The 24,533-nt window shown below is 67.2% G+C and carries 21 protein-coding genes and 1 pseudogene; 2 read left to right on the top strand and 20 right to left on the bottom strand.

The genetic code is table 11. The features are described from left to right. A pseudogene (locus tag VFY73_RS22445) lies at positions 1 to 1,637 on the bottom strand (excinuclease ABC subunit A); the annotation flags it as partial. A gap of 184 nt (positions 1,638 to 1,821) precedes the next feature. Here VFY73_RS22445 and VFY73_RS22440 point away from each other — a divergent pair. Further along, the gene (locus tag VFY73_RS22440; protein ID WP_329722953.1) at positions 1,822 to 2,943 is read left to right on the top strand and encodes an ABC transporter substrate-binding protein; all 1,122 of its coding nucleotides are present in this window, start codon (positions 1,822 to 1,824) and stop codon (positions 2,941 to 2,943) included. Beyond that, positions 2,924 to 3,823, top strand: a complete 900-nt coding sequence (locus VFY73_RS22435) for a PhzF family phenazine biosynthesis protein (protein WP_329722951.1) — start codon at positions 2,924 to 2,926, stop codon at positions 3,821 to 3,823. Before VFY73_RS22440 ends, VFY73_RS22435 begins: the two co-directional genes overlap by 20 nt. A 165-nt stretch (positions 3,824 to 3,988) precedes the next feature. Here the strand turns inward: VFY73_RS22435 and gtfA are convergent, their stop codons facing one another. From gtfA to VFY73_RS22340, 19 genes are all read right to left on the bottom strand, one after another. After that, positions 3,989 to 5,488, bottom strand: coding sequence for a sucrose phosphorylase (gtfA, locus tag VFY73_RS22430; RefSeq protein ID WP_329722949.1), 1,500 nt, complete (start codon positions 5,486 to 5,488; stop codon positions 3,989 to 3,991). Further along, positions 5,485 to 6,798 carry an MFS transporter gene (locus VFY73_RS22425; protein ID WP_329722947.1) on the bottom strand — a complete coding sequence of 438 codons (1,314 nt, stop codon included), beginning with the start codon at positions 6,796 to 6,798 and terminating at the stop codon, positions 5,485 to 5,487. The genes gtfA and VFY73_RS22425 overlap by 4 nt, the downstream gene beginning before the upstream one ends. A gap of 25 nt (positions 6,799 to 6,823) precedes the next feature. Further along, positions 6,824 to 9,181, bottom strand: a complete 2,358-nt coding sequence (locus VFY73_RS22420) for a TonB-dependent receptor (RefSeq protein ID WP_329722945.1) — start codon at positions 9,179 to 9,181, stop codon at positions 6,824 to 6,826. Positions 9,182 to 9,441: 260 nt separating this feature from the next. After that, positions 9,442 to 10,497 carry a LacI family DNA-binding transcriptional regulator gene (locus VFY73_RS22415; RefSeq protein WP_329722943.1) on the bottom strand — a complete coding sequence of 352 codons (1,056 nt, stop codon included), beginning with the start codon at positions 10,495 to 10,497 and terminating at the stop codon, positions 9,442 to 9,444. Positions 10,498 to 10,504: 7 nt separating this feature from the next. After that, positions 10,505 to 11,569, bottom strand: coding sequence for a beta-N-acetylhexosaminidase (gene nagZ, locus VFY73_RS22410; RefSeq protein WP_329722941.1), 1,065 nt, complete (start codon positions 11,567 to 11,569; stop codon positions 10,505 to 10,507). Next, positions 11,569 to 11,964, bottom strand: a complete 396-nt coding sequence (acpS, locus tag VFY73_RS22405; RefSeq protein ID WP_329722939.1) for a holo-ACP synthase — start codon at positions 11,962 to 11,964, stop codon at positions 11,569 to 11,571. Before acpS ends, nagZ begins: the two co-directional genes overlap by 1 nt. 101 nt (positions 11,965 to 12,065) lie before the next feature. Further along, a complete protein-coding gene (locus VFY73_RS22400; protein ID WP_414654510.1) occupies positions 12,066 to 12,842 on the bottom strand; it encodes a pyridoxine 5'-phosphate synthase in 777 nt (258 codons plus the stop codon). 25 nt (positions 12,843 to 12,867) lie between these two features. Beyond that, complete coding sequence (locus VFY73_RS22395; RefSeq protein ID WP_329722935.1) at positions 12,868 to 13,767, bottom strand: aminoglycoside phosphotransferase family protein; 900 nt, start codon at positions 13,765 to 13,767, stop codon at positions 12,868 to 12,870. A gap of 15 nt (positions 13,768 to 13,782) precedes the next feature. Next, positions 13,783 to 14,577, bottom strand: coding sequence for a DNA repair protein RecO (gene recO, locus VFY73_RS22390; RefSeq protein ID WP_329722933.1), 795 nt, complete (start codon positions 14,575 to 14,577; stop codon positions 13,783 to 13,785). A 12-nt stretch (positions 14,578 to 14,589) separates the two neighbouring features. Then, positions 14,590 to 15,531: a GTPase Era gene (gene era / locus VFY73_RS22385; RefSeq protein WP_329722931.1), complete on the bottom strand. Its 942-nt coding sequence runs from the start codon at positions 15,529 to 15,531 to the stop codon at positions 14,590 to 14,592. Between the two features lie 53 nt (positions 15,532 to 15,584). After that, entirely contained in the window at positions 15,585 to 16,277 is a 693-nt protein-coding gene (gene rnc / locus VFY73_RS22380; RefSeq protein WP_329722929.1) for a ribonuclease III, read from the bottom strand. A 40-nt stretch (positions 16,278 to 16,317) separates the two neighbouring features. Continuing rightward, complete coding sequence (locus VFY73_RS22375; protein ID WP_329722927.1) at positions 16,318 to 16,704, bottom strand: DUF4845 domain-containing protein; 387 nt, start codon at positions 16,702 to 16,704, stop codon at positions 16,318 to 16,320. Between the two features lie 31 nt (positions 16,705 to 16,735). Next, the gene (lepB, locus tag VFY73_RS22370) at positions 16,736 to 17,701 is read right to left on the bottom strand and encodes a signal peptidase I (protein ID WP_329722925.1); all 966 of its coding nucleotides are present in this window, start codon (positions 17,699 to 17,701) and stop codon (positions 16,736 to 16,738) included. Between the two features lie 34 nt (positions 17,702 to 17,735). Beyond that, complete coding sequence (gene lepA, locus VFY73_RS22365; RefSeq protein WP_329722923.1) at positions 17,736 to 19,544, bottom strand: translation elongation factor 4; 1,809 nt, start codon at positions 19,542 to 19,544, stop codon at positions 17,736 to 17,738. Positions 19,545 to 20,094: 550 nt separating this feature from the next. Further along, positions 20,095 to 21,585, bottom strand: a complete 1,491-nt coding sequence (locus VFY73_RS22360) for a DegQ family serine endoprotease (protein ID WP_329722921.1) — start codon at positions 21,583 to 21,585, stop codon at positions 20,095 to 20,097. A 60-nt stretch (positions 21,586 to 21,645) separates the two neighbouring features. Further along, a complete protein-coding gene (locus VFY73_RS22355; RefSeq protein WP_329722919.1) occupies positions 21,646 to 22,713 on the bottom strand; it encodes a MucB/RseB C-terminal domain-containing protein in 1,068 nt (355 codons plus the stop codon). 11 nt (positions 22,714 to 22,724) lie between these two features. Then, a complete protein-coding gene (locus tag VFY73_RS22350) occupies positions 22,725 to 23,372 on the bottom strand; it encodes a sigma-E factor negative regulatory protein (protein WP_329722917.1) in 648 nt (215 codons plus the stop codon). Positions 23,373 to 23,405: 33 nt separating this feature from the next. After that, positions 23,406 to 24,020 carry an RNA polymerase sigma factor RpoE gene (gene rpoE / locus VFY73_RS22345; protein WP_329722915.1) on the bottom strand — a complete coding sequence of 205 codons (615 nt, stop codon included), beginning with the start codon at positions 24,018 to 24,020 and terminating at the stop codon, positions 23,406 to 23,408. After that, positions 24,017 to 24,505 carry a hypothetical protein gene (locus VFY73_RS22340; protein ID WP_329722913.1) on the bottom strand — a complete coding sequence of 163 codons (489 nt, stop codon included), beginning with the start codon at positions 24,503 to 24,505 and terminating at the stop codon, positions 24,017 to 24,019. The genes rpoE and VFY73_RS22340 overlap by 4 nt, the downstream gene beginning before the upstream one ends. Positions 24,506 to 24,533: the final 28 nt, after the last annotated feature.

The following is a 24,533-nucleotide window of genomic DNA, read 5'->3' as shown; positions in this document are numbered from 1 at the left end:
GTGCCGAGCGCGGTGGTCAGGTTGATGCGCTGCACTTCGCCACCACTGAGCGTGCGGCTCTGGCGATCGAGCGTCAGGTAACCGAGGCCGACATCGCACAGGTATTTGATGCGCGTGCGCACCTCGTCGAGCAGCAACTTCAGCGCTTCGTCGCGCAGTGCATCCGGCAAGGTCAGTTGGTCGAAGAAGGTACGCAGCCGCGTGATTGGCAGCAGCATCAGGTCCTGCAGATGCAGACCGGGCAGCGCCTCGAGCTGCTCGCGCGACCAGGCGACACCGAGCGGCATGAAGCGCTTCGAAGGGGCCAGCACACCGTCGGCCTCTTTCTTGCCGCCGAGTCGCCAAAGCAATGACTCCAACTTCAAGCGCGCACCGCCGCACACCGTGCATGGCGTATAGCTCCTGTACTTCGACAAGAGCACACGGATATGCATCTTGTAGGCCTTGCTCTCGAGGTACTCGAAGAAGCGGCGCACGCCGTACCACTGCTTGTTCCAGTTGCCGTTCCAGTGTGGCGAGCCTTCGATGACCCAGTCGTGCTGCGCGGCGCTGAGCTGGTTCCACGCGGTGTCACGCGGGATACCGGCTTCGCCGGCGTACTTCATCAGGTCGTCCTGGCACTCTTTCCAGGCCGGCGTCTGCAGCGGCTTGATGGCGCCCGAGCGCAGCGTCTTGCGCTCGTCGGGGATCACCAGGCCGAAGTCGACACCGATCACGCGGCCGAAGCCACGGCAGGTGTCGCAGGCGCCATAGGCCGAGTTGAACGAGAACAACGCGGGTTGCGGGTCACCGTAGCGCAGGTCGCTCTCTGGGCAGTGCAGGCCGGTGGAATAGCGCCAGTGGGCGGGTTCCCCCTCGTCCTGAGTCGGCGACGGGCCGCCCCTAGCCGACTCAACCCCCTCGGGGGGCGGCGACTGCGCAGCAGTGGCCTGGGGGCTCACATTCAATGCATAGACGGACAAGCGCCCCGCGCCACGCTTCAGGCCGAGTTCGATCGCCTCCATCACCCGCACGCGCTCGGCGCTGGACAGGCGAAAGCGGTCGGCCACCACGTCGAGCAGCTTGCGGTCGCCGCTGGTGCGCTCGGCCTGCACCCGTGTGAAGCCGCTGGCGGCGAGCCACTGCTCGACCTCGGCGGCTGTCGTGTTGACTGGCAGTTCGACCGGGAAAGTGACCACCAGCCGCGGATCCCCCGCAGCTGCAGCGCGCTGCTGCAGATCCGCGTAGATCGTCTCCGGCGTGTCGTGCCGCACCCGCAGCGCCGTCTGCCTGTCGAACAGCTCGGCGGCCCGCGCGTAGAGCAGCTTCAGGTGGTCGTTCAGCTCGGTCATCGTGCCGACGGTCGAGCGGCTGGTGCGCACCGGGTTGGTCTGGTCGATCGCGATCGCCGGTGGCACGCCGTCGACCTTGTCGACCGCCGGGCGGTCCATCCGGTCGAGGAACTGGCGGGCGTAGGCCGAGAACGTTTCCACGTAACGGCGTTGGCCCTCGGCGTAGAGGGTGTCGAACACGAGGCTGGACTTGCCCGAGCCCGACGGCCCGGTGACCACCGTCATCTCGCCGGTGCGGATGTCCAGGTCCAGATTCTTCAGGTTGTGCTGGCGTGCGCCGCGGATGTGGATGGTTCCGGAGGACATGAAGACTACGGGTGAGCGTGGGCAGGGGTCGAACCCGCTATGTTGGCATGCAGAATAGGCCCACGCTGCCGCGGGGGGAAACGTGCGAAACGTCTCGAACAGAGGACGTCAGGTGCGTAGCAGCCACAAGTTGCCAGCACTGGCTATTCGCAGAATCAATTCCCTTCCATAGCGGGAGTCATCGATGAGTTCGTGGATTCGTTGGGTGGGCCGCACGGCCTGCGTTGTGGCTTTTGTAGGGGCCGCGGCCCCGGCCTGGGCACAGATCAAGATCGGCCAGACGGCCGGTTTCAGCGGCCCGGTGGCCGCCGGTGTCAAGGAGATCAGTGAGGGCGCCAAGCTCTACATCGACGCCGTCAACAAGGCCGGGGGCGTGGCGGGCCAGCACATCGAAGTGGTCGCACTCGATGACAAGTTCGATCCGGCGATCGCGGCCGAGAACGCGAAAAAGCTGATCGACCAGGGCGTCGTCGCCCTGTTCCTGACACGCGGCACGCCGCACACCCAGGCCGTGATGCCACTGCTGCTGCAGCATCGCATTCCCTTGATCGCGCCGTCGACCGGGGCCATGGCCCTGCACACGCCCGTTCACCCGTGGCTGTTCAACGTGCGCGCGACCTACCAGCGCGAAGCCGAACGCGCAATTCGCCACCTGAGCCTGATCGGCATGGAGCGCATCGCCGTCGTGCAGGTCGACGACTCGTTCGGGGCGGACGCGGCGACCGGCGCACTTGCCGGCTTCAGCGGCGTCGGCAAGCAGCCGGTGGTGCATGAGAAGTTCGACCGCAACAAGCCGGACATGACGCCAATCATTCCGAAGCTGGTCAAGTCCGAAGCGCAGGCGGTGCTGTTCATCGGCTCGGGCAACATGGTGGCCGACGGCGTCAAGCTGCTGCGCAATGCGGGTTCGCGGGCCCAGGTGGTCACGCTGTCGAACAACGCGTCCGCCGGCTTCGTCAAGTCGCTCGGCGAGAACGCGCGCGGCACGGTGGTCAGCCAGGTCTTCCCCTACGAACGCTCGTTGTCCGCGCCGATCGTCAAGGAAGCGATCGAGTACGGCAAGGCGGCAGGCATCAGCGAGGTGACGCCGGCGATGCTGGAAGGCTACACCGCGGCCAAGGTGCTGGTAGAGGGCCTGCGCCGCGCGGCGCCCAACATCACGCGCGAAAAGCTGCGCTCCACGCTCGAGGGTTTCAAGCGCGTCGACCTGGGTGGCCTGGAGCTGACCTACAGCCCGACCGACCACAGCGGCCTGGACTACGCGGACCTGTCGATCGTCGGCGAAGATGGCCGCTTCAAGCGCTGACGACGTGACGACGCGCTGCTTCCACGTCGATGTCTTCGCCACCGGGCCGTTGAGCGGCAACGGGCTGACGGTGTTCCTCGACACCGACGGCTGGTCGACCTCGGCAATGCAGCGCTTGACGCAGGAAATGAGGCAATTCGAGTCGATCTTCCTGTCGGGCATCGGCCCCGCCGAGGCGACGGCGCGCGTCTTCACGGTCGAGGAAGAGCTGCCCTTTGCCGGCCACCCGGTGCTGGGCGCGGCGGCGGTGCTGCACCGCCAGCTGGCGCCCGAGGCAGCCACACGCGAATGGACGCTGCTGCTGGCCCACGGGCCCGTCACGGTGCGCACCGAGCGCCGCGCGGGACATTGGCTGGCCGAGATGAACCAGGGCCAGGCCACGAACGGCGCCGCCGTGGCGCCGGAGAAGCTGCAGCCGATCCTCGCGCGGTTAAGCCTGAACGTACCCGATCTGGCGCCAGGGCTGCCGGCGCGTGTCCTGTCAACCGGGTTGCCTTACCTGGTCGTGCCGGTGCGACCGGAGGCGCTGGCCCGCACGGCAATCCGCGCCGACGACCTCGAAGCACAACTCGATGCGCTCGGCGCCAAGTTCGTCTTCGTGCTGGACGTCGAAAACCGCGAGCTGCGGACCTGGGACAACTTCGGCCGGGTCGAAGACGTGGCCACCGGCAGCGCGGCCGGTCCGGCCGCGGCCTACCTGATCGGCGAGAGCCTGGCCGATCCGACCGAGCCGATCACCTTGCAGCAAGGCCGCTTCGCGGGCCGCCCGAGCCAGATCGAGGTCCAGCGGCGCGCCGACGGCGCGTTGCTGGTGCGCGGCGCCGTCTGGCCGGTCTACCGCGGCGAGCTGGAGCTGGAGGCCGCTGAATTGCGGCGCTAGTGCGGTGTTTGATGCTAGGCGGAACTTGAGAAGACCGATGGATTTGGCCGTCTGGCTAGGCGCAAACCACAGCGACGCCCGGTGGCATCGCGAGGATTTGCAACGACGCCAGACGGCCAAAGGCGCGGTTTTATGTTCCGCATAGCGTCGAACACTGCACTGGCCTCAAACGACCACCGACGCTTCATCGAAGCGCCACTCGAAGCCCACGCCGTGTGTGCAGCCGCTGAGGCGGTGTGCGAGGGTACGGAAGTTCACCTCCAGCTGCACCTCGTCATCCCCTGCATGCCAGCGCATCGCCAAGGTGTCGGCATCGCTCGCGCGCAGCTCGAACTCGCCGTTGAACGCCGGGTGCCGGTTGCGTAGCCGTATCAGCTCGATGAGGCGCTGCACCACCGGCTTGGCCAGCGCGGCATCGATGTCGGTGCGGCTGTAGTGGCTGCGGTTGATGTCTCGGCCCACCCCGGTTCGGCTGAGCAGCGCCATGTCGTTCTCGCCCGCCAGCAGGCCGACGTAGTAGACCTGCGGCACACCGGGCAGGAAGAACTGGATCGCGCGGGCCAGCAGGTAGGCTCGGTCGTCGCGTGCCAGCGCATCGTAGAAGCTGCAGTTGACCTGGTACAGGTCGAGGTTCGAGGCGGCCGCCCCGGTGGCACGCCGGCTGTGGCCGCGGCTGTTGGTATGGATGCGCTCGACGAGCTGGTCCAGCTCGTCATCGGGCACCAGGCCGGGGTGGCCGGTGCGGTCGGCCGCATCGGCACCGATGTCGATGATGCCGATGCCGTCGTGCGTGTCCAGCACCGTCAGCGCGTTGTGCGGGCGCATGCCGATCCAGCGCTTGAGCGGCTCGGCGGTGTGGAAGCTGAAGGCATGCAGCACCAGTGGCGGCAGCGCGAAGTCGTAGACCCAGTCGACCGCACGGGCGATCTCGATCTGCCGCTGGTGGTAGGCGTGGATCTCGACCAGCACCTCGATGCCCTGCGCCTTGGCCATCGCCGCGAACTCGGCGATGAAGCCGAAGGTTTCGGGCGTCATGAAGCAGCTCTGGCCGGCTCGCTTGATCGCGTAGCCCACCGCATCCAGCCGCACCATGCTGACCTTTGCGTCGGCGAGCGTTCGCAGAATGCCGTCGAGGTAGGCCTGGCCACTCGGGTGCCGCACGTCGATGTCGACCTGCTGCGGCGTGAAGGTCGTCCACAGGATCTTGCGTTCGCCGCCCTGCAGCGTGGTGGTCGTGAAAGGCAGGCCGGGCCGCGGCCGGTAGATGGCCAGCAGATCGTGCTCGGTGGCCCCGTGCGGGAACACCGTGTCGAAGGTCAGGAACAAGCCCGCGTGGGGCGACGTGTCGCCGTGCTCGGCATAGTCGCGAAACTGCGGCGACTCGATCGACATGTGGTTGACGATGACGTCGGCCATCACGTCGATGTCCTGCGCCAGCGCACGCACGTCGGCCCAATCGCCCAGCCGCTCGTCGACCCGCGTGTGGTCGATCGGGTCGAAGCCGGCGTCGGCGCCATCGATCCGGTGGAAGAAGGGCAGCAGGTGCACGCCGCCGAACAGACCGGCCAGCGGGGCATCGCGCCCCGAGAGCAATGCGCGCAGATCGCGCAGGCCGCCGCCGCCCAGGCGGTCGACGTAGGTGATGAGTTGGACCTGGTTTTTCATGAAGGGTGTCGGGAGGTCGGGACACGCAGCACCGCGATCGCCGCGGCGAGCAGCAGCGTTCCGGCCAGGCGGACGACGTTGTCGGGCTCACCGCCCAGCCACGCCTGGTAATAGAGCGGCAGCGTCAGCATCTGCAGCAGCATCGGGATCACGATGAACATGTTGAAGATGCCCATGTAGACCCCGGCCCGCTCGGGCGGGATGCAGCCGGCGAGCAGCACGTAGGGATTGCCCATGATGCTGGCCCAGGCCAGGCCGATACCGACCATCGGCAGAAAGAGCCAGGCCTTGTCGTGGATGGATGGCAGGGCCCACATGCCGATGCCGGCGGCCACGAGGCAAATCGCGTGCATCACATGGGCGCCGAAGCGGCGCGTGAACGGCACCAGCGCGAACGCCGCGATGAACGCCACCGCGTTGTAGAAGCCGCCGATCTGGCCGTTCAGCAGGCTCGCTTCGCGAAAGCCGGGCGACGCCGCGTCGGCTGTGCCGAACATCGTCTTGGCCAGCGACGGCACGATGTAGATCCAGTAGCACATCATCCCGTACCACTGGAACAGCTTCATCCACCACAACCGCCGCATCGTCGGTGGCATCGCGCGCAATGCGTCGGCGATCTCGCGCAGCGTCGCCATCGCGCCGCGCGGCTTGGCCCGCATCGCGCTCAGCTCGGCTTCGCTCAGCGGCAGCTCGGGCACGCGGCGCACTGACCAGTACACGGTGGTGATCGACAGCACCGCACCGATCAGGAAAGCCGCGACGGTGGACAGCGGGATCTGGCTGTCCATCGTCGCGTCGCGGTCCAGCCCCCACCAGACCAGCAGCGACGGGCTCAGGTACGCCAGTGTCTGCGCGAGGCCGGTGAAGGCGCTTTGCGTCAGGAAGCCGAGCGCATGCTGCTCGCGCGGCAGGCGGTCGCTGACATAGGCCCGGTAGGGCTCCATCGTCACGTTGTTGGCCGCATCGAGGATCCACAGCAGCCCGGCGGCGAACCACAGCACCGGGCTGAACGGCATCGCCAGCAGGCCCAGGCTGCACAGGATCGCGCCGATCAGGAAGTACGGCGTGCGCCGCCCCCAGCGCGACACGGTGCGGTCGCTCATCGCGCCGACGATGGGCTGCACCAGCAGGCCGGTGATCGGTCCGGCCAGCCACAGCAGCGGCAGGCTCGCCTCGTCCGCCCCCAGCGTGCGGTAGATCGGGCTCATGTTCGCCTGCTGCAGACCGAAGCTGAACTGAATGCCGAAGAAGCCGACATTCATGTTCACGATCTGCGCAAAACCCAGTCTCGGGGGCGGGTGGCTGGTCATGCTGCAACGGTAGCGTTCAAGGGGTTCAGAACGTGTACCGCAGCGACAGCTTCGCGCTGCGCCCGTTGACGGCGCGGGCGATGTACAGCGGGTTGTTGCCCAGGTTGTTCTGCCCCTCGGCCTCGGTGTAGCCGAGCTGGTCGAACACGTTGTTGACACCGGCGGACAGCACCAGCTCAGGCGTCAGCTCGTAGTTCGCGAACAGGTTCACCACCGCGAAGCCAGGCAGCACGACCTGGTTGTCGTTCTGCGCGTAGCTCTTGGTCGTGCCGATGATCGCGCCTCCCACTTCCAGCGACCCGAAGCTGTACGACGGGCTGACCTGGTAGACCCAGTCGGCCTGTCGGCGCGGCGTGTTGCCCTCGTTCGGGCCCGAATCGATCTCGGCCCGCGTCCAGGTGGCACCGGCCGCGACCTTGAAGTCGCCCAGACGCCAGGCCACCTCGGCCTCCACGCCTTGCGACGTGTACGAGTCCTTCTTGACCGTCTGGGTCGTGACTTCGAAGCCCGCACCTTCCTTCGTGCGGGCGTTGAACAGGGTCACGAAGGCGTTCAGGCCGTTCTGGCGGAACTTGATGCCGCCTTCGAACTGGTCGACCTCGTTGACCGGGTAGGGGTCGATGCCGGTCGCGACACGCTCATCCCAGATCACCCGGTCCGGCGACTTCCACGAGGCGCCGTGGCTGAAGCGCGCGAATGCGGCCAGGCTCTTGCCGAACTCGTAGTTGCCGCCCAGCGAGTACGAGGTGGCATCGGTCGTGTAGTGCACGGCGGTCGTGCGGTCGGGGTTCCAGTTGCCGCCCGAAGCGGCGTCGCCGAAACGCTGCGAGCCGGTGCCGCGTTGGCGGTCCTGGCGCACGCTGGCATCGAGGCTGAGGCGGCCCTGCTCCCACGTCAACGCGGCGTAGGGCGCCACGGCCGTCAGGCGCACGTCGATCGAGCGGAAGCAGCAGCCGCCCCAGGTCGTGGTGGCATCGCCCACCGGCTCGGTGCTGGGGTTGCCGGCGTTGTCGTACAGCGCGGCGCCGTCGCCGGTCAGGCCGACGTTGTAGCGGTTCCAGTACCAGGTCTGCGCCACGTTCTGGATGCCGCTGAACAGGCCTCCGGTCAGCGTGAGCCGCTGGTCGTCGCCGAGCTTCAGCTCCTTTTGCACGCGCAGGTCGTTGAAGACGTTGCCCATGTCGTCCAGCGAGGTGTTGAAGATGTGGGCCGAGAAGACCGGCGTGTCGCCGGTGTAGTCGGCCGGCTGGCTGCCGGCCGGGAACAGGCCGATGAAGCGGCCGTTGATGACGCTCTTGCGGAAGCGGTTGGTGACGGTCCAGCCGTCACCGGGCTTCAGCTGTGCTTCGACGCCGAAGGCCGACACGTTCACGCCGAGGCCGTCGGCCGGGTGGGTGGTGATGGTGTGGCCATCGGCGCCGACAACCACGTCGGTCGGGAAGTGGCTGTTGATGAAGAAGGCATTGCGCGGATCGATGCCAGGCAGCGTCTTGATCTCATTGCCGTCCAGCTGCACCGGCACGGGCAAATAGGTGGGCGTGTTGTCCTTCAGCTGCTTGAGCGAGACACGCACGTAGCTGCCGCGATCGTCGAGCTCTTTCGTCAGGCTGGCGCGGAACTGGCCGCCGTTTTCGACCGTGGCGTCGGTGTGGCGCGTGCCTTCGCCCAGGCGGTAGAAGCCACCGAACTGGTAATACAGCTTGTCGCCGAGCTTGCCGCCATGCTGGAAGTCGATGCGCTGCTGGCGATGGTCCAGGCCCAGGCTCATGCCGACGGCACCGCCTGAAGTCTTGCCGGTCTTGCCGATGAAGTTGACGATCGCGCCGGGCGAGTTGGTCGACAAGGTCGAGGCCGAGCCGCCGCGCACCACGTCGATCGAGTCGAGCGAGTAGTCGGCGCGCACGAACTGGTCGGCGGTCGCAAATGACACGTCGCCGACCAGCAGCACGGGGAGGCCGTCTTCCTGCAGTTGCACATAACGGCCGCCGCCATCGGACATCGGCAGGCCACGCACGCCGAGGTTGGCGTTGCCCTCGCCGCCGGACGACTCGGCGCGCAGTCCTGGCACGGCGCGCAGCACTTCCACCGCGCTGGCGGCGGTGGAGTTCTGCACCTGCTCGCTGTCGACCGTGCTGACTGAGACGCTCTGCTTCATCTTGCTGCGGGCGGTGGTGGCGCCGGTGACGACGATGCGGCCCAGGTCGAGGCCCGCGTCCGGTGTCTCGGCGGGAGCCGGCGCCGCATCGGCTGACGCGGCGCCGGCTGCCGGCTCCGTAGATGGTGCCGCCTGCGCCCAGGCGGCGGCAGGGGGCAGCAAGGCCAGGGAAACAGCGAGCGCCAAGGGGTGGCGGTGCGGCAGGCGGCGGCACAAGGTGGCGGGCATCGGATCGCTCCAGTCGAGTTGGTGTACGGCGCGGCGTGGACCCAGGGAGGGCCACACCGTTGTCTCCGGTCCCGCGACGGGGCACGCGCTCCAAGAACGCATCCGCGGCGGGATGACGTGCAGTGTCGCGGCCATTGCAATCGATTGCAAATCAGTAGAAACACCAGTGCTTGTTGACTCCTACGACCTAGGAGATGGTGGTCTCAGGCGGAATATTGCAATCGATTGTCAACCCATGCGCGACCGACGCCGCTGCGCGCTTAGCGCAGCGACGTTCCCACGACGCTGCTTTGCCGCACCACCAGCTCGACCGGCAACAGCCGAGGCGACTGCGCCTCGCCACCGATCAGCCGGGTCAACGCATCGACCAGCTCGATGCCGGCTTGCGAGACCGGCTGGTGGATCGTGCTCAACGGCGGATCGGCGTAGGCGGCCAGCGCGATGTTGTCGTAGCCGATCACGGCCACGTCGTCAGGCACGCGCCGCCCGGCGCGGCGCAACGCGCGCATCGCGAGGATCGCGATCAGGTCGCTGCAGGCAAAGACCGCATCGAACCCGGCACCACCAGCCTGCAGCAGCGCATCGATCGCACGCTCGGCGCCCTGCTCTTCGAACGGCACCTTGTGGACGAGCGCCTCGTCGAATGAAATGCCCGCATCGGCCAGGGCCTGCCGATGGCCGGCCAGCCGCAGCGCCACCTCGGGCAGCTGCGCATCACCGAGAAAGGCGATGCGGCGACGCCCCTGGTCGAGCAGGTGTTGCGTGGCCAGGCGCCCGCCGAGCAGGTTGTCGCCGCCGACCGTGCAGTACAGCTGCTGCGGCAGCTGCCCGCCCCACACGACCACTGGCACGCCGCGTGCGGCCAACGCATTCAGTTGGTCGTGATGCCGCCATTGGCCGATCAACACGATGCCGATCGCGCGGCCCACGTCGTACAGCGACGAGACCGAGTCCAGCGCCTCGGCATCGACGCGCGACAGCAGCATGTCGTAGCCGCGGTCGGTCAACGCATCGGCCAGGCTGCCGACCATCGAGAGAAAGAACGGGTCGGAGATGTGCTGGCGCGACTGTGTGTCGTAGGGCACCACCACCGCGATCGTCTGGTTGCGCTGCAGGCGCAGGTTCTTCGCGCTCTCGTTGATCGTGTAGTTCAGCGAGCGCGCCAGTTCACCGATGCGGCGCCGCGTTTCTTCGTTGACCAGCGTGCTGCCGTTCAACGCACGCGAGACGGTGGACATCGACACGCCGGCCAGGCGCGCGATGTCGGCCATCTGCAGGCGGCGCCGCTCGGCCGACGTGTCGGGCTTGGTGGCCATCGCCGCGTCAGAACGCCAACAGCTCCAGCGCCCGCTGGTAGCGCGCGTCGTGCATCAGCTCGTCCCATGGCAGCGGGTCGGTCTGCGGCAGCAGCGCGACGCGGCGGGCTTCGCTGTCGGCATCGGCCTGCCAACGGCCTTGGGACTGCGCTTCGGCGAGGCCATCGAGCAGCGCGTCGACTGGCGCACCGCCGTCGACCTTCGACTGGTTGCACAGCAGCACCAGGTCGCAGCCGGCGTTCAGCGCTTCGACCGCCGCATCGCTGGCGCTGACCGCGCGGCCGTCGATGACGCGGGCGCCTTCCATGCTCAGGTCATCGCTGAAGACGGCACCTGTGAAGCCGAACTGGCCACGCAGGATGTCCTGCAGCCAGACTTTCGAGAAGCCCGCGGGGCGGCTGTCGACCTTCGGGTAGGTCACGTGCGCCGGCATCACGCTGGTGAGCGTGCTGCTGAGCCATTCGTAGGGCTTGGCGTCGTCGCCGAGGATCGCGCGCTTGCCGCGCTTGTCGACCGGTGCCGCGATGTGGCTGTCCGCCTCGACGAAGCCATGCCCCGGGAAGTGCTTGCCGCAATGCGCCATGCCGGCCTGCAGCAGGCCGTGCGTCAGGCTCTTGGCGAGCAGCGTCGCGACGCGCGCATCACGATGGAAGGCGCGGTCGCCGATGATCACGCTGTGGCCGTGGTCCAGGTCGAGCACCGGGGTGAAGCTCAGGTCGACGCCGCAGGCACGTAGCTCGGCCGCCAGCACGTAGCCCGCGGCACTGGCGGCGTCGGTGGCCTGCATCGCGTCCTTCATCCACAGCTCGCCCAGGCGCCGCATCGGCGGCAGGTGGGTGAAGCCGTCGGTCTTGAAGCGCTGCACGCGTCCGCCTTCATGGTCGACGCAGACCAGCAGGTCCGGCCGGATGGCCTTGGCCTCGGCCACCAGCGCGGTCAGCTGCGCGCGGCTTTCGAAGTGGCGGGCAAAGAAGATCAGGCCGCCGGTCAGCGGATGGGCCAGGCGGCGGCGGTCTTGCTCGTCCAGCTGCGGGCCGGCGATGTCGAGGACGATGGGGGCGTGGGCAGTCATCAGGGGTTCGATTCAACGACGACGAAGCTGACGGCGTAGTCGCTTTCGTCGCTCAGGGTCACTTGGGCGCGCAGCTGGCGCGCGGCAAACCACTCGGCGAGTTCGCCGTGCAGCTGGATGTAGGGCTGGCCGCTGGTGTGGTTCAGGATCTCGCAGGCGCGCCAGGTCATCGGCATGTGCAGGCCCAGACCGATGGCTTTGGAGAAAGCCTCCTTGCACGAGAAGCGCGTGCCGAGGTAGGCCAGGCCGCGTGCTTCGACCTTGGCGCGTCGGTAGTGGAAGACCTTCAGCTCGGTCGGACCCAGCACCTTCTCGGCGAAGCGGTCGCCGCGCCGTTGCAGCGTGGCGGCGATGCGGCGCAGATCACAGACGTCGGTGCCGATGCCGAAGATCATGGTGATGTCAGCCCCTCGCCGAATGGGTACATCCGACGATCCCCCGAGGGGATGCGGGCCGGCTAGGGGCGGCCCGTCGCTCGGCCCGCCGGCCGCGCCAATCACGGCAGCGACGCATGGATGGCCTTCAGGTAGCCGCGGATCGTCTCGGTGTAGCCCAGCTCCAGCGCATCGGCGATCAGCGCGTGGCCGATCGAGACTTCGCTGACGCCGGGCACCTCGCGCAGGAAGGCGGTCAGGTTGTCGCGGTTCAGGTCGTGACCGGCGTTGACGCCGAGGCCCACCGCCAGCGCAGCGCGCGCAGCCTCGGCAAAGCGCGCGCGCACCTCGATCTCGCGCGGGGTGCCGAAGGCGCTGGCATAGCTCTCGGTGTAGAGCTCGACGCGGTCGGCGCCGACGTCGCGCGCCAGCGCCATCGACGCGGGGTCCGGGTCCATGAACAGGCTGACGCGCACGCCCAGCGCATGGCATTCGTCGATCAGCGGGCGCAAGGCTGCCGCATCGACACGCAGGTCGTAACCATGGTCCGACGTGAACTGGCCAACGCTGTCCGGCACGAAGGTGGCCTGGTGCGGACGCACCGCGCGCACGAAATCCATCAGGTTGTGCTGCGGGTTGCCTTCGATGTTGTACTCGACGTGCGGCCAGGCCTTCAGCAACGCGGCCAGCTCGTGCACATCGCTGCCGCGGATGTGGCGCTCGTCCGGCCGCGGGTGCACGGTGATGCCGTCAGCCCCGGCTTCGAGCACCAACGTCGCCGCGCGGGTGACGCTGGGGATGCCAAGGTGGCGGGTGTTGCGCAGCAGCGCGACCTTGTTCAGGTTGACCGACAAGGCGGTCCGGCCGGGCGCGCCGGTCGCGTGCGATTCAGGGGCCATCAGCGGATTCATCGAGGGTGGGCTGTCAAGCTTCGTTGCGGGCACATTCGATCACGATTTCGTCGAGAGTCTGCCAGCATGCAGCGCCTTCGACAGCATTGGTCTGCGAGATTCCGGCCGCAATGATCGCCGCCTTCCACAGCGCCCAGGCACGGCCGCGCCGCCAGGTACCGAGGTCGACAGCCAGCGCTTCGCGAAAGGCCGCGCGGTGCGCACCGCGCAGAAAGGTCCAGGCGATGGCGAGGTCACAAGCCGGATCGCCGACACAGAGCTGCCCAAAGTCGATCACCGCATGGAGCTTGCCCTCCAACAGCAGCAGGTTGCCGAGTGCGATGTCGCCGTGAACCCATACCGGCGCGCGGCCCCATGAGGAAGACAGCGCGAGTTCCCAGGCCCGAAGCGCAACCGCGGTGTCGATACGGCCCTCCAGCGCCTGGACCGCCGCGCGGCATTGCGCGTCGTACACCGACAGTGCGCCGCCGCGGTGGAAGGTTTGCACCCCGGCTGCGGGCCCCTGCGAAGCGTCGACCGACTGCAACGACACCAGGAACCGGGCGAGATCGGCCGTGAAGCCCGCCAGGTCGACGACAGGGTGCTCGACGACAGCCTGGCCCGTCAGCCAGCGATACACCGACCAATGCCAGGGGTAGCCGCCCCCTGGCCGGCCCATGGCAACCGGCTCAGGTATCGCCAGCGTCAAGTGCGGTGCGAGATGAGGCAACCAGCGCTGCTCACGCAGCACCTGCGCCGCATAGGCTGGGCCGCTGGGCAGGCGCACCAACAGTTCGTCGCCCAGATGGAATGTCCGGTTGTCCCAACCGCCGCGAGCGACGGCACTCACCGGCAGGTGCGCCCAGTGCGGAAACTGTTCGGCCACGAGATTGCTGACCAAGCGCTCGTCGATCACGGCCAGGGTTTCGGACATCCTAAGGCGAAGAGGCTACGAGAGGTCTGCAGACGGCGGCAGGGCGACGCGATCAAGCAGCTGCTGCGCATCGATCATGACCTCGCGGGTGCGCAGGCGCGCGTTGCCGATCTGGTGCTGAAGCAGCGCACGCAGCGCCGCTTTCAGCGCCGCGGCACTCTCGGCACAGGTGGCCTGCAACCGGGGCATGTCGCCGTCGTCCAGCGCTTGTTGCAGTTGCCGCAGTTGCTCGCCGGCGATGGGCGCGTCGGCCGGGCCCGCTTCGACAACGCCGATCTCGGGCCGCAGCAGGCAGGCGTCGCGCGCCGCCACCGGCCGCAAGGTGGCGGTGAACTGGTCCAGCTGCGGCAACAGGCCGATCTCGCGCAGCAGCACCAGTTCGAAGGCGCGCAGCGCGGCAGGCGTCAGCGTGTCGTCTTCGGCGGCCAGGGCCGGCAGCGTGGCGGCATAGGCATCGAACAGCAGCGCATGCGGGTCGTTGCGCGCGAGCAGCTTCATCAGCAGCTCGTTCAGGTAGAAGCCCGAGAACAGCGCCGCGCCGCCCAGCATCGGGCCGCCACCGGCCCACTCGGCGCTGCGCAAGGTCACGATGTCAGTCGCCTGGTCCTTGCCTGGGCGGCTGACCGACGCGTGGATGCGCTGAAAGGGCAGCAATGCCGGGCGCAGCTGCGAATAGGGCCGCTTGGCCCCTTTGGCCACCACGGTCAGACGGCCCTGGTCACGCGTGAACAGGTCCAGGATCAGGCTGGTCTCGCTCCAGTCGTAGCGGTGCAGCACATAGGCTGCGCTGGCCGAGGCAGCGCGGGCCACGCGATGCGCGCCCTATTCGTAGCCGTAGGTCCGCAGGTGCTCTTCGCTGTCGGCCCAGCCCGAGCGCACCTTGACCCACAGCTCAAGGAAGACCTTGGCTTCCATCAGGCGCTCCAGCTCCTGCCGCGCCTCGCTGCCGATGCGCTTCAGGCGCTCGCCCTTGTCGCCGATGATCATGCCCTTGTGGGCATCGCGCTCGACGACGATGGACGCGGCAATGCGGCGCAGGTTGCCCTCTTCTTCCCATTTGTCGATCACGACGGTGGAGGTGTAGGGCAGTTCGTCGCCCGTGAGGCGGAACAGCTTCTCGCGAATGATCTCGCTGGCGAGGAACTTCTCGCTGCGGTCGGTCAGCATCTCCTGGTCGTAGTACCAGAGCTGCTCGGGCAGGTAGGGCTTCAGGATGCCGAACAGGCGGTCCACGTCGGCCATCTTGTGGGCCGACATCGGCACGTACTCGGCGAAGGTGTGGCGGTCCTGCATGCTCTTGAGCCACGGCAGCAGGTCGGCGCGACGCTGCACCGCGTCGAGCTTGTTGGCAACCAGCACGACGGGCTTGTGCTTCAGGCCCTCGCCCTGCAGCAGGGCCAGCACCTTGGCGTCGTCGATGCCGAAGCGGCCGGCTTCGACCAGGAACAGCACCAGGTCGACGTCGCTCAGTGTGCCGACGACCGCGCGGTTCAGCGAGCGGTTCAGTGCCGCGGCATGGCGGGTCTGGAAGCCGGGCGTGTCGACGAAGATGAACTGCGCCTCATCGACCGTGCGCACCCCCGTGATGCGGTGGCGCGTGGTCTGCGCCTTGTTCGAAGTGATGCTGATCTTCTGGCCGACCAGCGCGTTCATCAGCGTCGACTTGCCGACGTTGGGCCGGCCGACGATGGCGATCAGGCCGCAGCGTTGCGACGAGCCGGCGGCGGCGCCGGCATCGGAAGACGGGGGGGCGGTGGGTTCCACGGGGTGATTGTGCTGCGGCTGCAGCCGGCGCGCAGCCGGCTTCGGGCCTGGTCTCAGCCGCGGCCGCCTTCGGCGCGCAGCAACTGGTCGAGCAAGGCCTGCGCGGCCTCCTGCTCGGCGGCTCGGCGGGACTTGCCCTCGCCGCGGGCGCTGCGTTCGAGCGCCGGCACGCTGGCCTCGACCTCGAAGGTCTGTGCATGGGCCTGGCCGCGGGTGGCGACGATGCGGTAGGCCGGCACCGCATGGCGGCGCGCCTGCAGCCATTCCTGCAGCTCGGTCTTCGCGTCCTTGCGCCAACTGTCGACGCTGGTGCTGGCAATGATTTCGCCGAACAGCCGGCTGACCAGCGCGTGAGCGGCCTCGTCACCGCCGTCGAGGTAGACAGCACCGATCACCGCCTCCATCGCGTCGGCCAGGATCGACGCGCGCTGTGCGCCGCCTCCCCGGGCTTCGCCTTCGGACAGGCGCAGCACCTCGGGCAGCCGCAGCGCCAGCGCCAGCTTGTGCAACGAGTCTTCGCGCACCAGGTGGGCCCGCACGCGCGTCATGTCGCCCTCGTCGGAGCCGCCGAAGCGGTCGAACAGCAGGCGCGAGACGGCGAGGTTCAGCACCGCATCGCCCAGGAATTCGAGCCGCTCGTTGTGCTCGGCGCCGAAGCTGCGGTGCGTCAGGGCGCGCAGCAGCAGGTCCGGCCGGCGGAAGCGGTGGTCCAGGCGCTGCTGCAGCGCGTCATGTCGAGCGTCCATCGGCAAAGGTGTGACGACCGCGACAGCGCGGCCGTGATGGTCATCGGGCAGACGCGGTGTACCTGTACTTGATCAGCAGAAAGACCGGGTCCACGAGCTCGACCTCGTCGTCGTAGGCAAAGCCGACATGAAAACCGTCGCCCGCGGCTTCGATCACGAGGTCTTCGCCCTTGATCATGTCGTTGGTGTATTCGATGTCGCGCTGGCGATTGAAGGCCGAGCGGATGGCCGGCACCGTGCTCGGCCGGGGATCGGCGCGCATCACCCGGTCCACCGCCCCACGCGTCGTCAGGTACTTCTGCACCGAAGGGTAGACCTTCAGCAGCAAGAGAGCACCGCCGCCCACGACGACGGCCCAGAACAGCATGCCGAACAGGCTCAGGCCGCGCTGGCGGCGGGCGGCAGGGGTCGACGACGCAAGTCTCATGGCGCGAGGCACTCCTCTTTGATGTGTCCGCTCAATGGAAAGAACCGAACCGTCCGAGGTTACCGAAATTCATCCAGATGAAGAAGGCCCGGCCGACCAGATTCTCGTCGGGGACGAAGCCCCAGTAACGTGAATCCTGGGAATTGTCACGGTTGTCACCCATCACGAAATAGTGTCCGGCAGGCACCTTGCACGTCACGCCTTCGGCGCTGTAGCTGCAGGCCTCACGGTGCGGGAAAACCGTGATCGGGCCGAACGTCTGGCCCGGCCCTTTTTCGTGCTGAATGCGGTGCTCCGTCTCGCCCAGCTTCTCGCGCAGCAGGTTCATGTAGCGCATGCGCTCGTCGTCGTAGCCATCGCCTTGCGGCGTGTTGGGCACCACCTGGCCATTGATCTTCAGCTCATGGTTGCCGTAGCTGACCTCGTCGCCCGGCAGGCCGACCACACGCTTGATGTAATCGATGCGCGAATCGACCGGGTAGTGGAAGACCACCACGTCGCCGCGTGCGGGCGTGTTGTTCGGGATGATCTTGGTGTTGATGACCGGCAGTCGTATGCCGTAGTGGAATTTGTTGACCAGGATCAGGTCGCCCACTTCCAGCGTCGGGATCATCGAACCCGAGGGGATCTTGAACGGCTCGAACAGGAACGAGCGCAGCAGGAAGACGACGATGATCACCGGGAACAGGCCGGCGGTCCAATCCAGCCACCAGGGCTGCATCAGCAGCCGGCCGCGGGCCTCGTCGAGGTTGCCGTCGACCTGGGTGATGCCTTTGCTGGCGAGCTCGGCGCGACGGGCAGCGTCTTGCTTCTCCAGGTTCTGCGCGGCGGCTTCGCGCCTGGGGCGGAAGTGGAAGCGCTCGGCCAGCCAGTAGAAGAAGGTGACGACCGACAGCAGAAACAGCAGCAACGAGAAGTTGCCCACCCATTTGTCCATGTACCAGCCGCCGAGGTAAACGATCAGGACGCCGTACAGGGCGGCGGTGAGGTAGCTCATGGATGGGTGCTTGCCGTGTGGTTGATTCTTGTCGTCAGTCGTCGACTTGCAGAATGGCCAGGAAGGCTTCCTGCGGCACCTCGACGGTACCGATCTGCTTCATGCGCTTCTTGCCAGCCTTCTGCTTCTCGAGCAGCTTCTTCTTGCGCGTGATGTCGCCGCCATAGCATTTTGCCAGCACGTTCTTGCGCAGCGCCTTGATGTTCTCGCGCGCAATGATGTTGGCGCCGATGGCCGCCTGGATCGCCACGTCGTACATCTGGCGCGGGATCTGCTCGCGCATCTTGGCCGCCACGGCGCGGCCACGGTACTGGCTCTGGGCGCGGTGGACGATGATCGACAGCGCGTCGACCCGGTCGCCGTTGATCAGCAGGTCGACCTTCACCACGTCCGCCGCACGATACTCCTTGAACTCGTAGTCCATCGACGCATAGCCGCGCGACACGCTCTTGAGCTTGTCGAAGAAGTCCAGCACGATTTCGGCCAGCGGCATGTCGTAGGTCAACATGACCTGGCGGCCGTGGTAGGCCATGTTCAGCTGCACACCGCGCTTCAGGTTGGCCAGCGTCATCACGGCGCCGACGTAGTCCTGCGGCATGTACAGGTGCACGGTGACGATGGGCTCGCGGATCTCGCGGATGCGGCCCGGGTCCGGCATCTTGCTCGGGTTCTCGACCTCGATCACCTCGCCGTCGCCCAGCTCGACCTCGTAGACCACGCTCGGCGCGGTGGTGATCAGGTCCTGGTCGAACTCGCGCTCCAGCCGCTCCTGCACGATCTCCATGTGCAGCAGACCGAGGAAACCACAGCGGAAGCCGAAGCCCAACGCCTGGCTGACCTCGGGCTCGTAGCGCAGCGAGCTGTCGTTGAGCTTCAACTTTTCCAGCGCGTCGCGCAGCGCGTCGTATTCGCTCGCCTCGGTCGGGTACAGCCCGGCAAAGACCTGCGGCTGGATTTCCTTGAAGCCCGGCAGCGCTTCGGTGGCGGGGCCGGCGTTGTTCGGCAACTTCTTTTCCAGCGTCAGCGTGTCACCGACCTTGGCCGCCTGCAACTCCTTGATGCCGGCGATGATGAAACCCACCTCACCGGCCCGCAGCTGCTCGCGGTTTTCGCTCTTGGGCGTGAACACGCCCAGGTGCTCGATCGGGTAGACGGTGTTGGTGGCCATCATGCGGATGCGGTCGGCCTTACGCAGCTCTCCGTCGACCACCCGCACCAGCATCACGACGCCGACATAGTTGTCGAACCAGCTGTCGATGATCATCGCCCGCGGCGGGCCGTCCGGGTTGCCGCGCGGCGCCGGCATGCGCTCGATCACCGCCTCGAGGATGTCGTCGATGCCCAGGCCCGTCTTGGCCGAGCAGGGGATCGCGTGCGTGGCATCGATGCCGATCACGTCCTCGATCTCTTCCTTCGCGCGCTCGGGGTCGGCCTGCGGCAGGTCCATCTTGTTCAACACCGGCACGACCTCGACGCCGAGCTCGATCGCGGTGTAGCAGTTGGCCACCGTCTGCGCTTCGACGCCCTGGCTCGCATCGACCACCAGCAGCGCACCTTCGCAGGCCGACAGCGAGCGGCTCACTTCATAAGAGAAGTCGACATGGCCTGGCGTGTCGATCAGGTTCAGGTTGTAGACCCGACCATTGCGCGCCGTGTACTGCAGCGCTGCCGTCTGCGCCTTGATGGTGATGCCGCGCTCGCGCTCGATGTCCATCGAGTCGAGCACCTGCGCCTCCATCTCGCGATCACTCAAGCCACCGCAACGCTGGATGATCCGATCGGCCAACGTGCTCTTGCCGTGGTCGATGTGGGCAATGATGGAAAAGTTGCGGATGTGGTCCATGGAGACTGGAGACAGTGCTTCCGGCTGAGGCTGCAACGGCGACACCGCTGCGAAAAAGACTCATATCGCGAAGCGATGTGAAGGGGCCGCGGGCCCACGCCGGACATAAAAAAAAGGCACGTCCAAAGTGGAGACGCGCCTTCCAACAAAACGTATGGCAACTGCTTGTTGGGCTTTCATTGTAGCCAAAAGCCCCCCGCTGCAAGCCGCGTATTTACTGGGTTCGCGCCCGTTGCAGGGTGCCAACAGCAATTTTCATCCACAGGTTATCAACAGTGCCTTGTGCATACCCTGGGGACAGTTTCAGACCTTCCCCGAACACGCCAAAGCGCTCACTAAACCATGGCGCTGCGGGTCGCATTGTATCTGTTCGCAGCGCCAATCCCCGGTCGCCGAGGAATGTTTGCAAGCGCCAACAAACTTAGATGTCGCCCTCATGCGACGCACAGCAATCGGCGTGCCAAATGCCACGCTTCCGTTCGCTCCCACGAAGTGAAAAGACCCGCCAACCCAGTCGGGCAGCGGGTCTCCTTTTTCAGGGGCTTGCGGTTCAGCGGGCCGGTCGAATCACGATGTAGTTGACCCACTCGCCGCGCCGCACCAGCAGCGTCACCGGCTTGTTTTTGTCGAGCTTGCCGACCACATTGCCGAACTGCTTGACGTCCACCACCTCGGTGTTGTCGATCGACAGGATCACATCGCCTTCGCGGATGCCGGCGCGTGCCGCCGCGCCGTCAGAAGTCTCGACCCGCACGCCACCACGCACCTTCAGCTCCTTCTTCTGGGCGTCGGTCAGCTCGATCACCGTCAGGCCGAGGTGCGCCTTGGCGGCCGATGACGACTGCGACTCGGCCGGCGTCGGCGCGCGCGGCTTGGCACTGTCGGCCTCGAGTTCGGCCACCGTCAACGAGATGTCCTTGTGGCTGCCGCGGCGGAAGACCTGCAGCGTCGCCTTGGTGCCCGGCTTGATGCCGCCGATCATGCGCTGCAGATCGACCGACTTGTCGACCTGCCGGCCATCGACCTTGACGATGATGTCGCCGGCCTCGATGCCGGCCTTCTCGGCCGGCGTGCCGGGCTCGACGCCTTGCACCAGTGCGCCGACCGGTTTGCCCAGCCCGATCGACTCGGCGACTTCCTTGGTGACCGGCGCAATGCGCACGCCGATGCGACCACGGACCACGCGGCCACCGGCACGCAACTGATCGGACACCCGGATCGCCTCGTCGATCGGGATCGCGAACGAGATGCCCGCGTAGGCGCCCGACGGGCTGTAGATCTGCGAGTTGATGCCGACTACCTCACCGCGCAGGTTCAGCAGCGGCCCGCCGGAGTTGCCGGGGTTCACGGCCACGTCGGTCTGCAGCAGCGGCACATAGTCGCCGGTGTCGCGCTGCTTGGCGCTGACGATGCCCGCGGTGACGGTGTTCTCGAGGTTGAAGGGCGAGCCGATCGCCATCACCCATTCGCCGACGCGCAGCTTGTTGACATCGCCGATCTTGACGGCCGGCAGGCCGGTCGCCTCGATCTTCACGACCGCCACGTCGGTGCGCGTGTCGGCACCGATCACCTTGGCTTTGAACTCGCGCTTGTCGGTCAGCGTGACGATCAGTTCGTCCGCCCCATCGACCACGTGCGCGTTGGTCATCACGAAACCATCGGCGCTGAGGATGAAGCCCGAGCCGACGCCGCGGCGCTGCGGCTGGTCGTCGTCGTCGTTGTTGCCGCGCGGATTGCGGCCATTCGGCAGTGGAATGCCGAAGCGGCGGAAGAACTCTTCGAGGTTCGGGTCGACCTGCGCGCCGCCGCGGCCCTGGTTTTTGGCTTTTTCGGTGGTGCGGATGTTGACCACCGACGGCCCGACCAGCTCCGCCAGATCGGCGAAGTCGGGCATCGCACGCAGCTGTGGCTGCGGTTGCGCCTGCGCCGCCGCGGGCGCCGGCTGCAGGGCCGTGAAGGTGGCTGCCAGCGACAGGGCTGCAGCAGCGAACAGGCCACGCGGTGCGCGGCGGCCGGCCATCGTGATGGCTTGGGAATGCATGGGTTCTCCTTGAAGAACGGCGAGAGAAAGACAGTTCTGCCGCCCGTTTGCCACGGCGCCCTAACGCTTGCGTTCGAGTACCGCGGCGAACTGCTTGAGGGTCTCGATCGGCACGTCGCCCATCACGGTGACCCATTGGTCATCGCGCCGGGTCATCAAGGTGTGCGTCGCGCCGATCGAACCGACGACCTCGCCTTGGTGCCGCTTTGGATCAAAAGGTTCGACAAAAAGCGATACATGGGTCAGGCCATCGGAATAGATGGACTGCAACACGACCGGCGCGGAAGGCCCACCGCTCGGGTCCAGCGAGCGCTTGGCGCACTGCACCTGCTTGAAACCGACCGGCAGGCTCGCCATGCGCCAGCCTTCGTTGTCGAGATTGGTCGGCAGCACGGCCGGCCTCACGACGCGATAGCCGTCCAGGTGACGCAACGGACCGAGAATCAGCGCGGGCTTGGGTTTGCCCCCCAACACCAGCTCGGAAAACGCCGCTGACTCCAGCATCTGACCATTGGGCGCCAGGATGTCGGCGCGCAGCAGCAGCCCGGTCTGGCGCTCGGCCCACAGGCGTTGACTGAAGCGCAGTGCATCGCGGGCCTTCAGCAATGCGACCTCGGCCTCGAAGCCGGCGACACGGTCGAGTCCCAGCACGCGAAGTTCATAAGACTCCAACACGCGCAGCTCGCCTCCCGCCATCAACGCCGGGAAGCTGGCACGCACGTCGCGCTGCTCGACCACAGCCACCCTCGCCCGCGGCCACACGGTGTGCACCTCGTCGTTGTGACGCAGCATGCTGCGGGCCTCGCCGTCGAGGGCAATGACGCTTTCGTACTGCTGGTCGCCGTCAGCGAAGTGAGTGACGCGAGAGCTGGTGAACGAGGTGGCCGTGCTGACCACCAGCGTGCCATGGTAGTTACGCTGCAGCGCCGCCTCGTGCAGGCGCATCAGCCAGCTGCGTGCGTCGACGCTGCGTTGCCGCGCCTCGCCAGCCGCGTTGCTGCCATCCTGAGCGAAGACGCATGCCGGCAGCATGCAGGCGGCCAAGAGACTGGCCACCGACGCGCGGCGCGCCCATGTGGCGTGGTCGCCCCCCCTGATGTGCAGCAATGCCCGCAAGCGTGTCCTCATGGGCCCGACTGTCAGTGACCGTCCGGTGTGACGGCGACTTGACGCACGCCACCCGGCACGCTCAAGGTCGAGCCTTGCACGAACTGCCGGTGCGCGTTCAGATAGCGGTCCAACTCGGGGTTGCGCAACATGTTGCCCACCTGAACGGCGCTGGCGCTGGCGCCGACGGAAGGAGCGGCAGCCAAGGTCTGGGCATCGGTCGGCGCCTGCTGGGCCATGGGTGCTGACGACACAGGCGGCTGCGGCCCCGAGGAGCTCATCACCACCAGGGCGCCGGTGACCATCACGCCGGCCGCCATCGCCATGGGTGCCCCCCAGCGCTGGCGCCGCCCACCCGCGACGGCGACCTGCAGGCTGGCGGGCATCGCAGCGGGGATGACGCTGTCGACCCGCGCTGGCGCCAACACCACCGGCTCCTTGGCCAGACGCTCGCGCAGAGCCAACAGGAACGCCTGGTCGTGGTCGGCGGCACTGGCCAAGTCATCGGAGCGCATCACGTCACCGATCCACTGGTAGCTGTGCCAGCGCGCGCGCACGACAGCGTCGTCGCGCCAGCCCTCGAAAAGACTTTGGGCTTCGGCCGCATCGGCCTCGCCGTCACACAGGGCTGACAGCTGGAGCCAGCGGCGTTGGTTCGGGTCGTCAACAGAAGGTGTCATGGGGGGAACTCCAAGCTCGGCGAATCCGGTGGGTCACCAGCGCTCGCCGTCACGCGTGTCCAGCAGCGGCCGCAGACGTTGTGCGATCGCTTCGCGGGCGCGAAAGATCCGCGACCGCACGGTGCCGATGGGGCAATTCATCACATCCGCAATCTCTTCGTAGCTGAGGCCTTCGATTTCCCGCAGCGTGATCGCCTGCCGCAAATCCTCTGACAAGGCTTCGATGGCTGCGTTCACCGTGGCCGCGATCTCCTTGCTGGCCAGCAAGGCGTCGGGCGTGGCCATGTCGCTTGGTTCCAAACCCCGGCGCGAAGTTTCGTCGTCGTCGTCGCTTCCAGCCAGCGCGGCGTCGGTCACCAAAGGGTCACGCTTCAGGTCGACCAATGCCTTCTTGGCGGTGTTGACGGCGATCCGGTAGAGCCAAGTGTAAAAAGCGCTGTCGCCGCGGAACTGCGGCAGCGCCCGGTAGGCACGGATGAAGGTCTCCTGGGCGATGTCGGCCACCAGGTCGACATCCCGCACCATGCGGCCGATCAGGCGCTCGATGCGACGCTGGTACTTGACGACCAGCATCTCGAATGCGCGCACATCGCCTTGCTTGACGCGCTCGACCAACGCGGCGTCGACGTCCGGCCCGGCGGCGGTCATGCGGTCACCCCGCCCGGCAGCGATGCGGGCTCGGTCGAGCGAAGGGGTTGGCTGAGCGCCACCCGCAGGCGATGCCAGGTGGCCGGCGCATCGCGGCGCTCCAGCGGAAGCCAGGCGAATCGACGGCCCGGTCCACGCACGCGCAGCAGCATCGCATGGCCCAAGTCGATCCGGACTGCCGGGGCGTCCAGTTCCTCGGTGCCCTCAGCGGTCAGCAACTGCCATCCGGCGCCATCCCAGCACAGTCGACGCTCCGGACGGGCTGCCGCTTGGCGCCAACGGAGCACGAACGTCACGACGGCGGCGAACAGGGCCAGGATCAAGCTGCCCCACCCCACGGCTTCGCCGCCCAGGCGCATCGCCCACGCGTGCGAGCCCAGCCACCATACGGGCGTGGCCGCGACCAAGGCCGCCAGACCCGCACCCGCCACAGCCCAAAGGCCCAGGCGAGCAACGGGGTGGTCGACGGGAGGCGCTGCGCGCATGCGGCGCGAGGCTGGTGGATGCGACGCG

The sequence above is a fragment of the Ideonella sp. genome, assembly GCF_036277275.1.
Classification (GTDB): domain Bacteria; phylum Pseudomonadota; class Gammaproteobacteria; order Burkholderiales; family Burkholderiaceae_C; genus Ideonella.
This window is presented reverse-complemented; position numbering and strand designations above follow the sequence as displayed.

Bases quoted from the DNA above. Each gene is read 5' to 3' on its own strand.
- rnc (WP_329722929.1), bottom strand. From the start codon at position 16,277: ATGGACGCTCGACATGACGCGCTGCAGCAGCGCCTGGACCACCGCTTC.
- acpS (WP_329722939.1), bottom strand. From the start codon at position 11,964: ATGATCTTCGGCATCGGCACCGACGTCTGTGATCTGCGCCGCATCGCC.
- VFY73_RS22375 (WP_329722927.1), bottom strand. From the start codon at position 16,704: ATGAGACTTGCGTCGTCGACCCCTGCCGCCCGCCGCCAGCGCGGCCTG.
- gtfA (WP_329722949.1), bottom strand. From the start codon at position 5,488: ATGAAAAACCAGGTCCAACTCATCACCTACGTCGACCGCCTGGGCGGC.
- VFY73_RS22425 (WP_329722947.1), bottom strand. From the start codon at position 6,798: ATGACCAGCCACCCGCCCCCGAGACTGGGTTTTGCGCAGATCGTGAAC.
- VFY73_RS22395 (WP_329722935.1), bottom strand. From the start codon at position 13,767: ATGTCCGAAACCCTGGCCGTGATCGACGAGCGCTTGGTCAGCAATCTC.
- lepB (WP_329722925.1), bottom strand. From the start codon at position 17,701: ATGAGCTACCTCACCGCCGCCCTGTACGGCGTCCTGATCGTTTACCTC.
- nagZ (WP_329722941.1), bottom strand. From the start codon at position 11,569: ATGACTGCCCACGCCCCCATCGTCCTCGACATCGCCGGCCCGCAGCTG.
- VFY73_RS22415 (WP_329722943.1), bottom strand. From the start codon at position 10,497: ATGGCCACCAAGCCCGACACGTCGGCCGAGCGGCGCCGCCTGCAGATG.
- rpoE (WP_329722915.1), bottom strand. From the start codon at position 24,020: ATGACCGCCGCCGGGCCGGACGTCGACGCCGCGTTGGTCGAGCGCGTC.
- VFY73_RS22355 (WP_329722919.1), bottom strand. From the start codon at position 22,713: ATGAGGACACGCTTGCGGGCATTGCTGCACATCAGGGGGGGCGACCAC.
- lepA (WP_329722923.1), bottom strand. From the start codon at position 19,544: ATGGACCACATCCGCAACTTTTCCATCATTGCCCACATCGACCACGGC.
- VFY73_RS22400 (WP_414654510.1), bottom strand. From the start codon at position 12,842: ATGGCCCCTGAATCGCACGCGACCGGCGCGCCCGGCCGGACCGCCTTG.
- VFY73_RS22435 (WP_329722951.1), top strand. From the start codon at position 2,924: ATGGCCGCTTCAAGCGCTGACGACGTGACGACGCGCTGCTTCCACGTC.
- VFY73_RS22360 (WP_329722921.1), bottom strand. From the start codon at position 21,585: ATGCATTCCCAAGCCATCACGATGGCCGGCCGCCGCGCACCGCGTGGC.
- VFY73_RS22420 (WP_329722945.1), bottom strand. From the start codon at position 9,181: ATGCCCGCCACCTTGTGCCGCCGCCTGCCGCACCGCCACCCCTTGGCG.
- VFY73_RS22340 (WP_329722913.1), bottom strand. From the start codon at position 24,505: ATGCGCGCAGCGCCTCCCGTCGACCACCCCGTTGCTCGCCTGGGCCTT.
- VFY73_RS22440 (WP_329722953.1), top strand. From the start codon at position 1,822: ATGAGTTCGTGGATTCGTTGGGTGGGCCGCACGGCCTGCGTTGTGGCT.
- VFY73_RS22350 (WP_329722917.1), bottom strand. From the start codon at position 23,372: ATGACACCTTCTGTTGACGACCCGAACCAACGCCGCTGGCTCCAGCTG.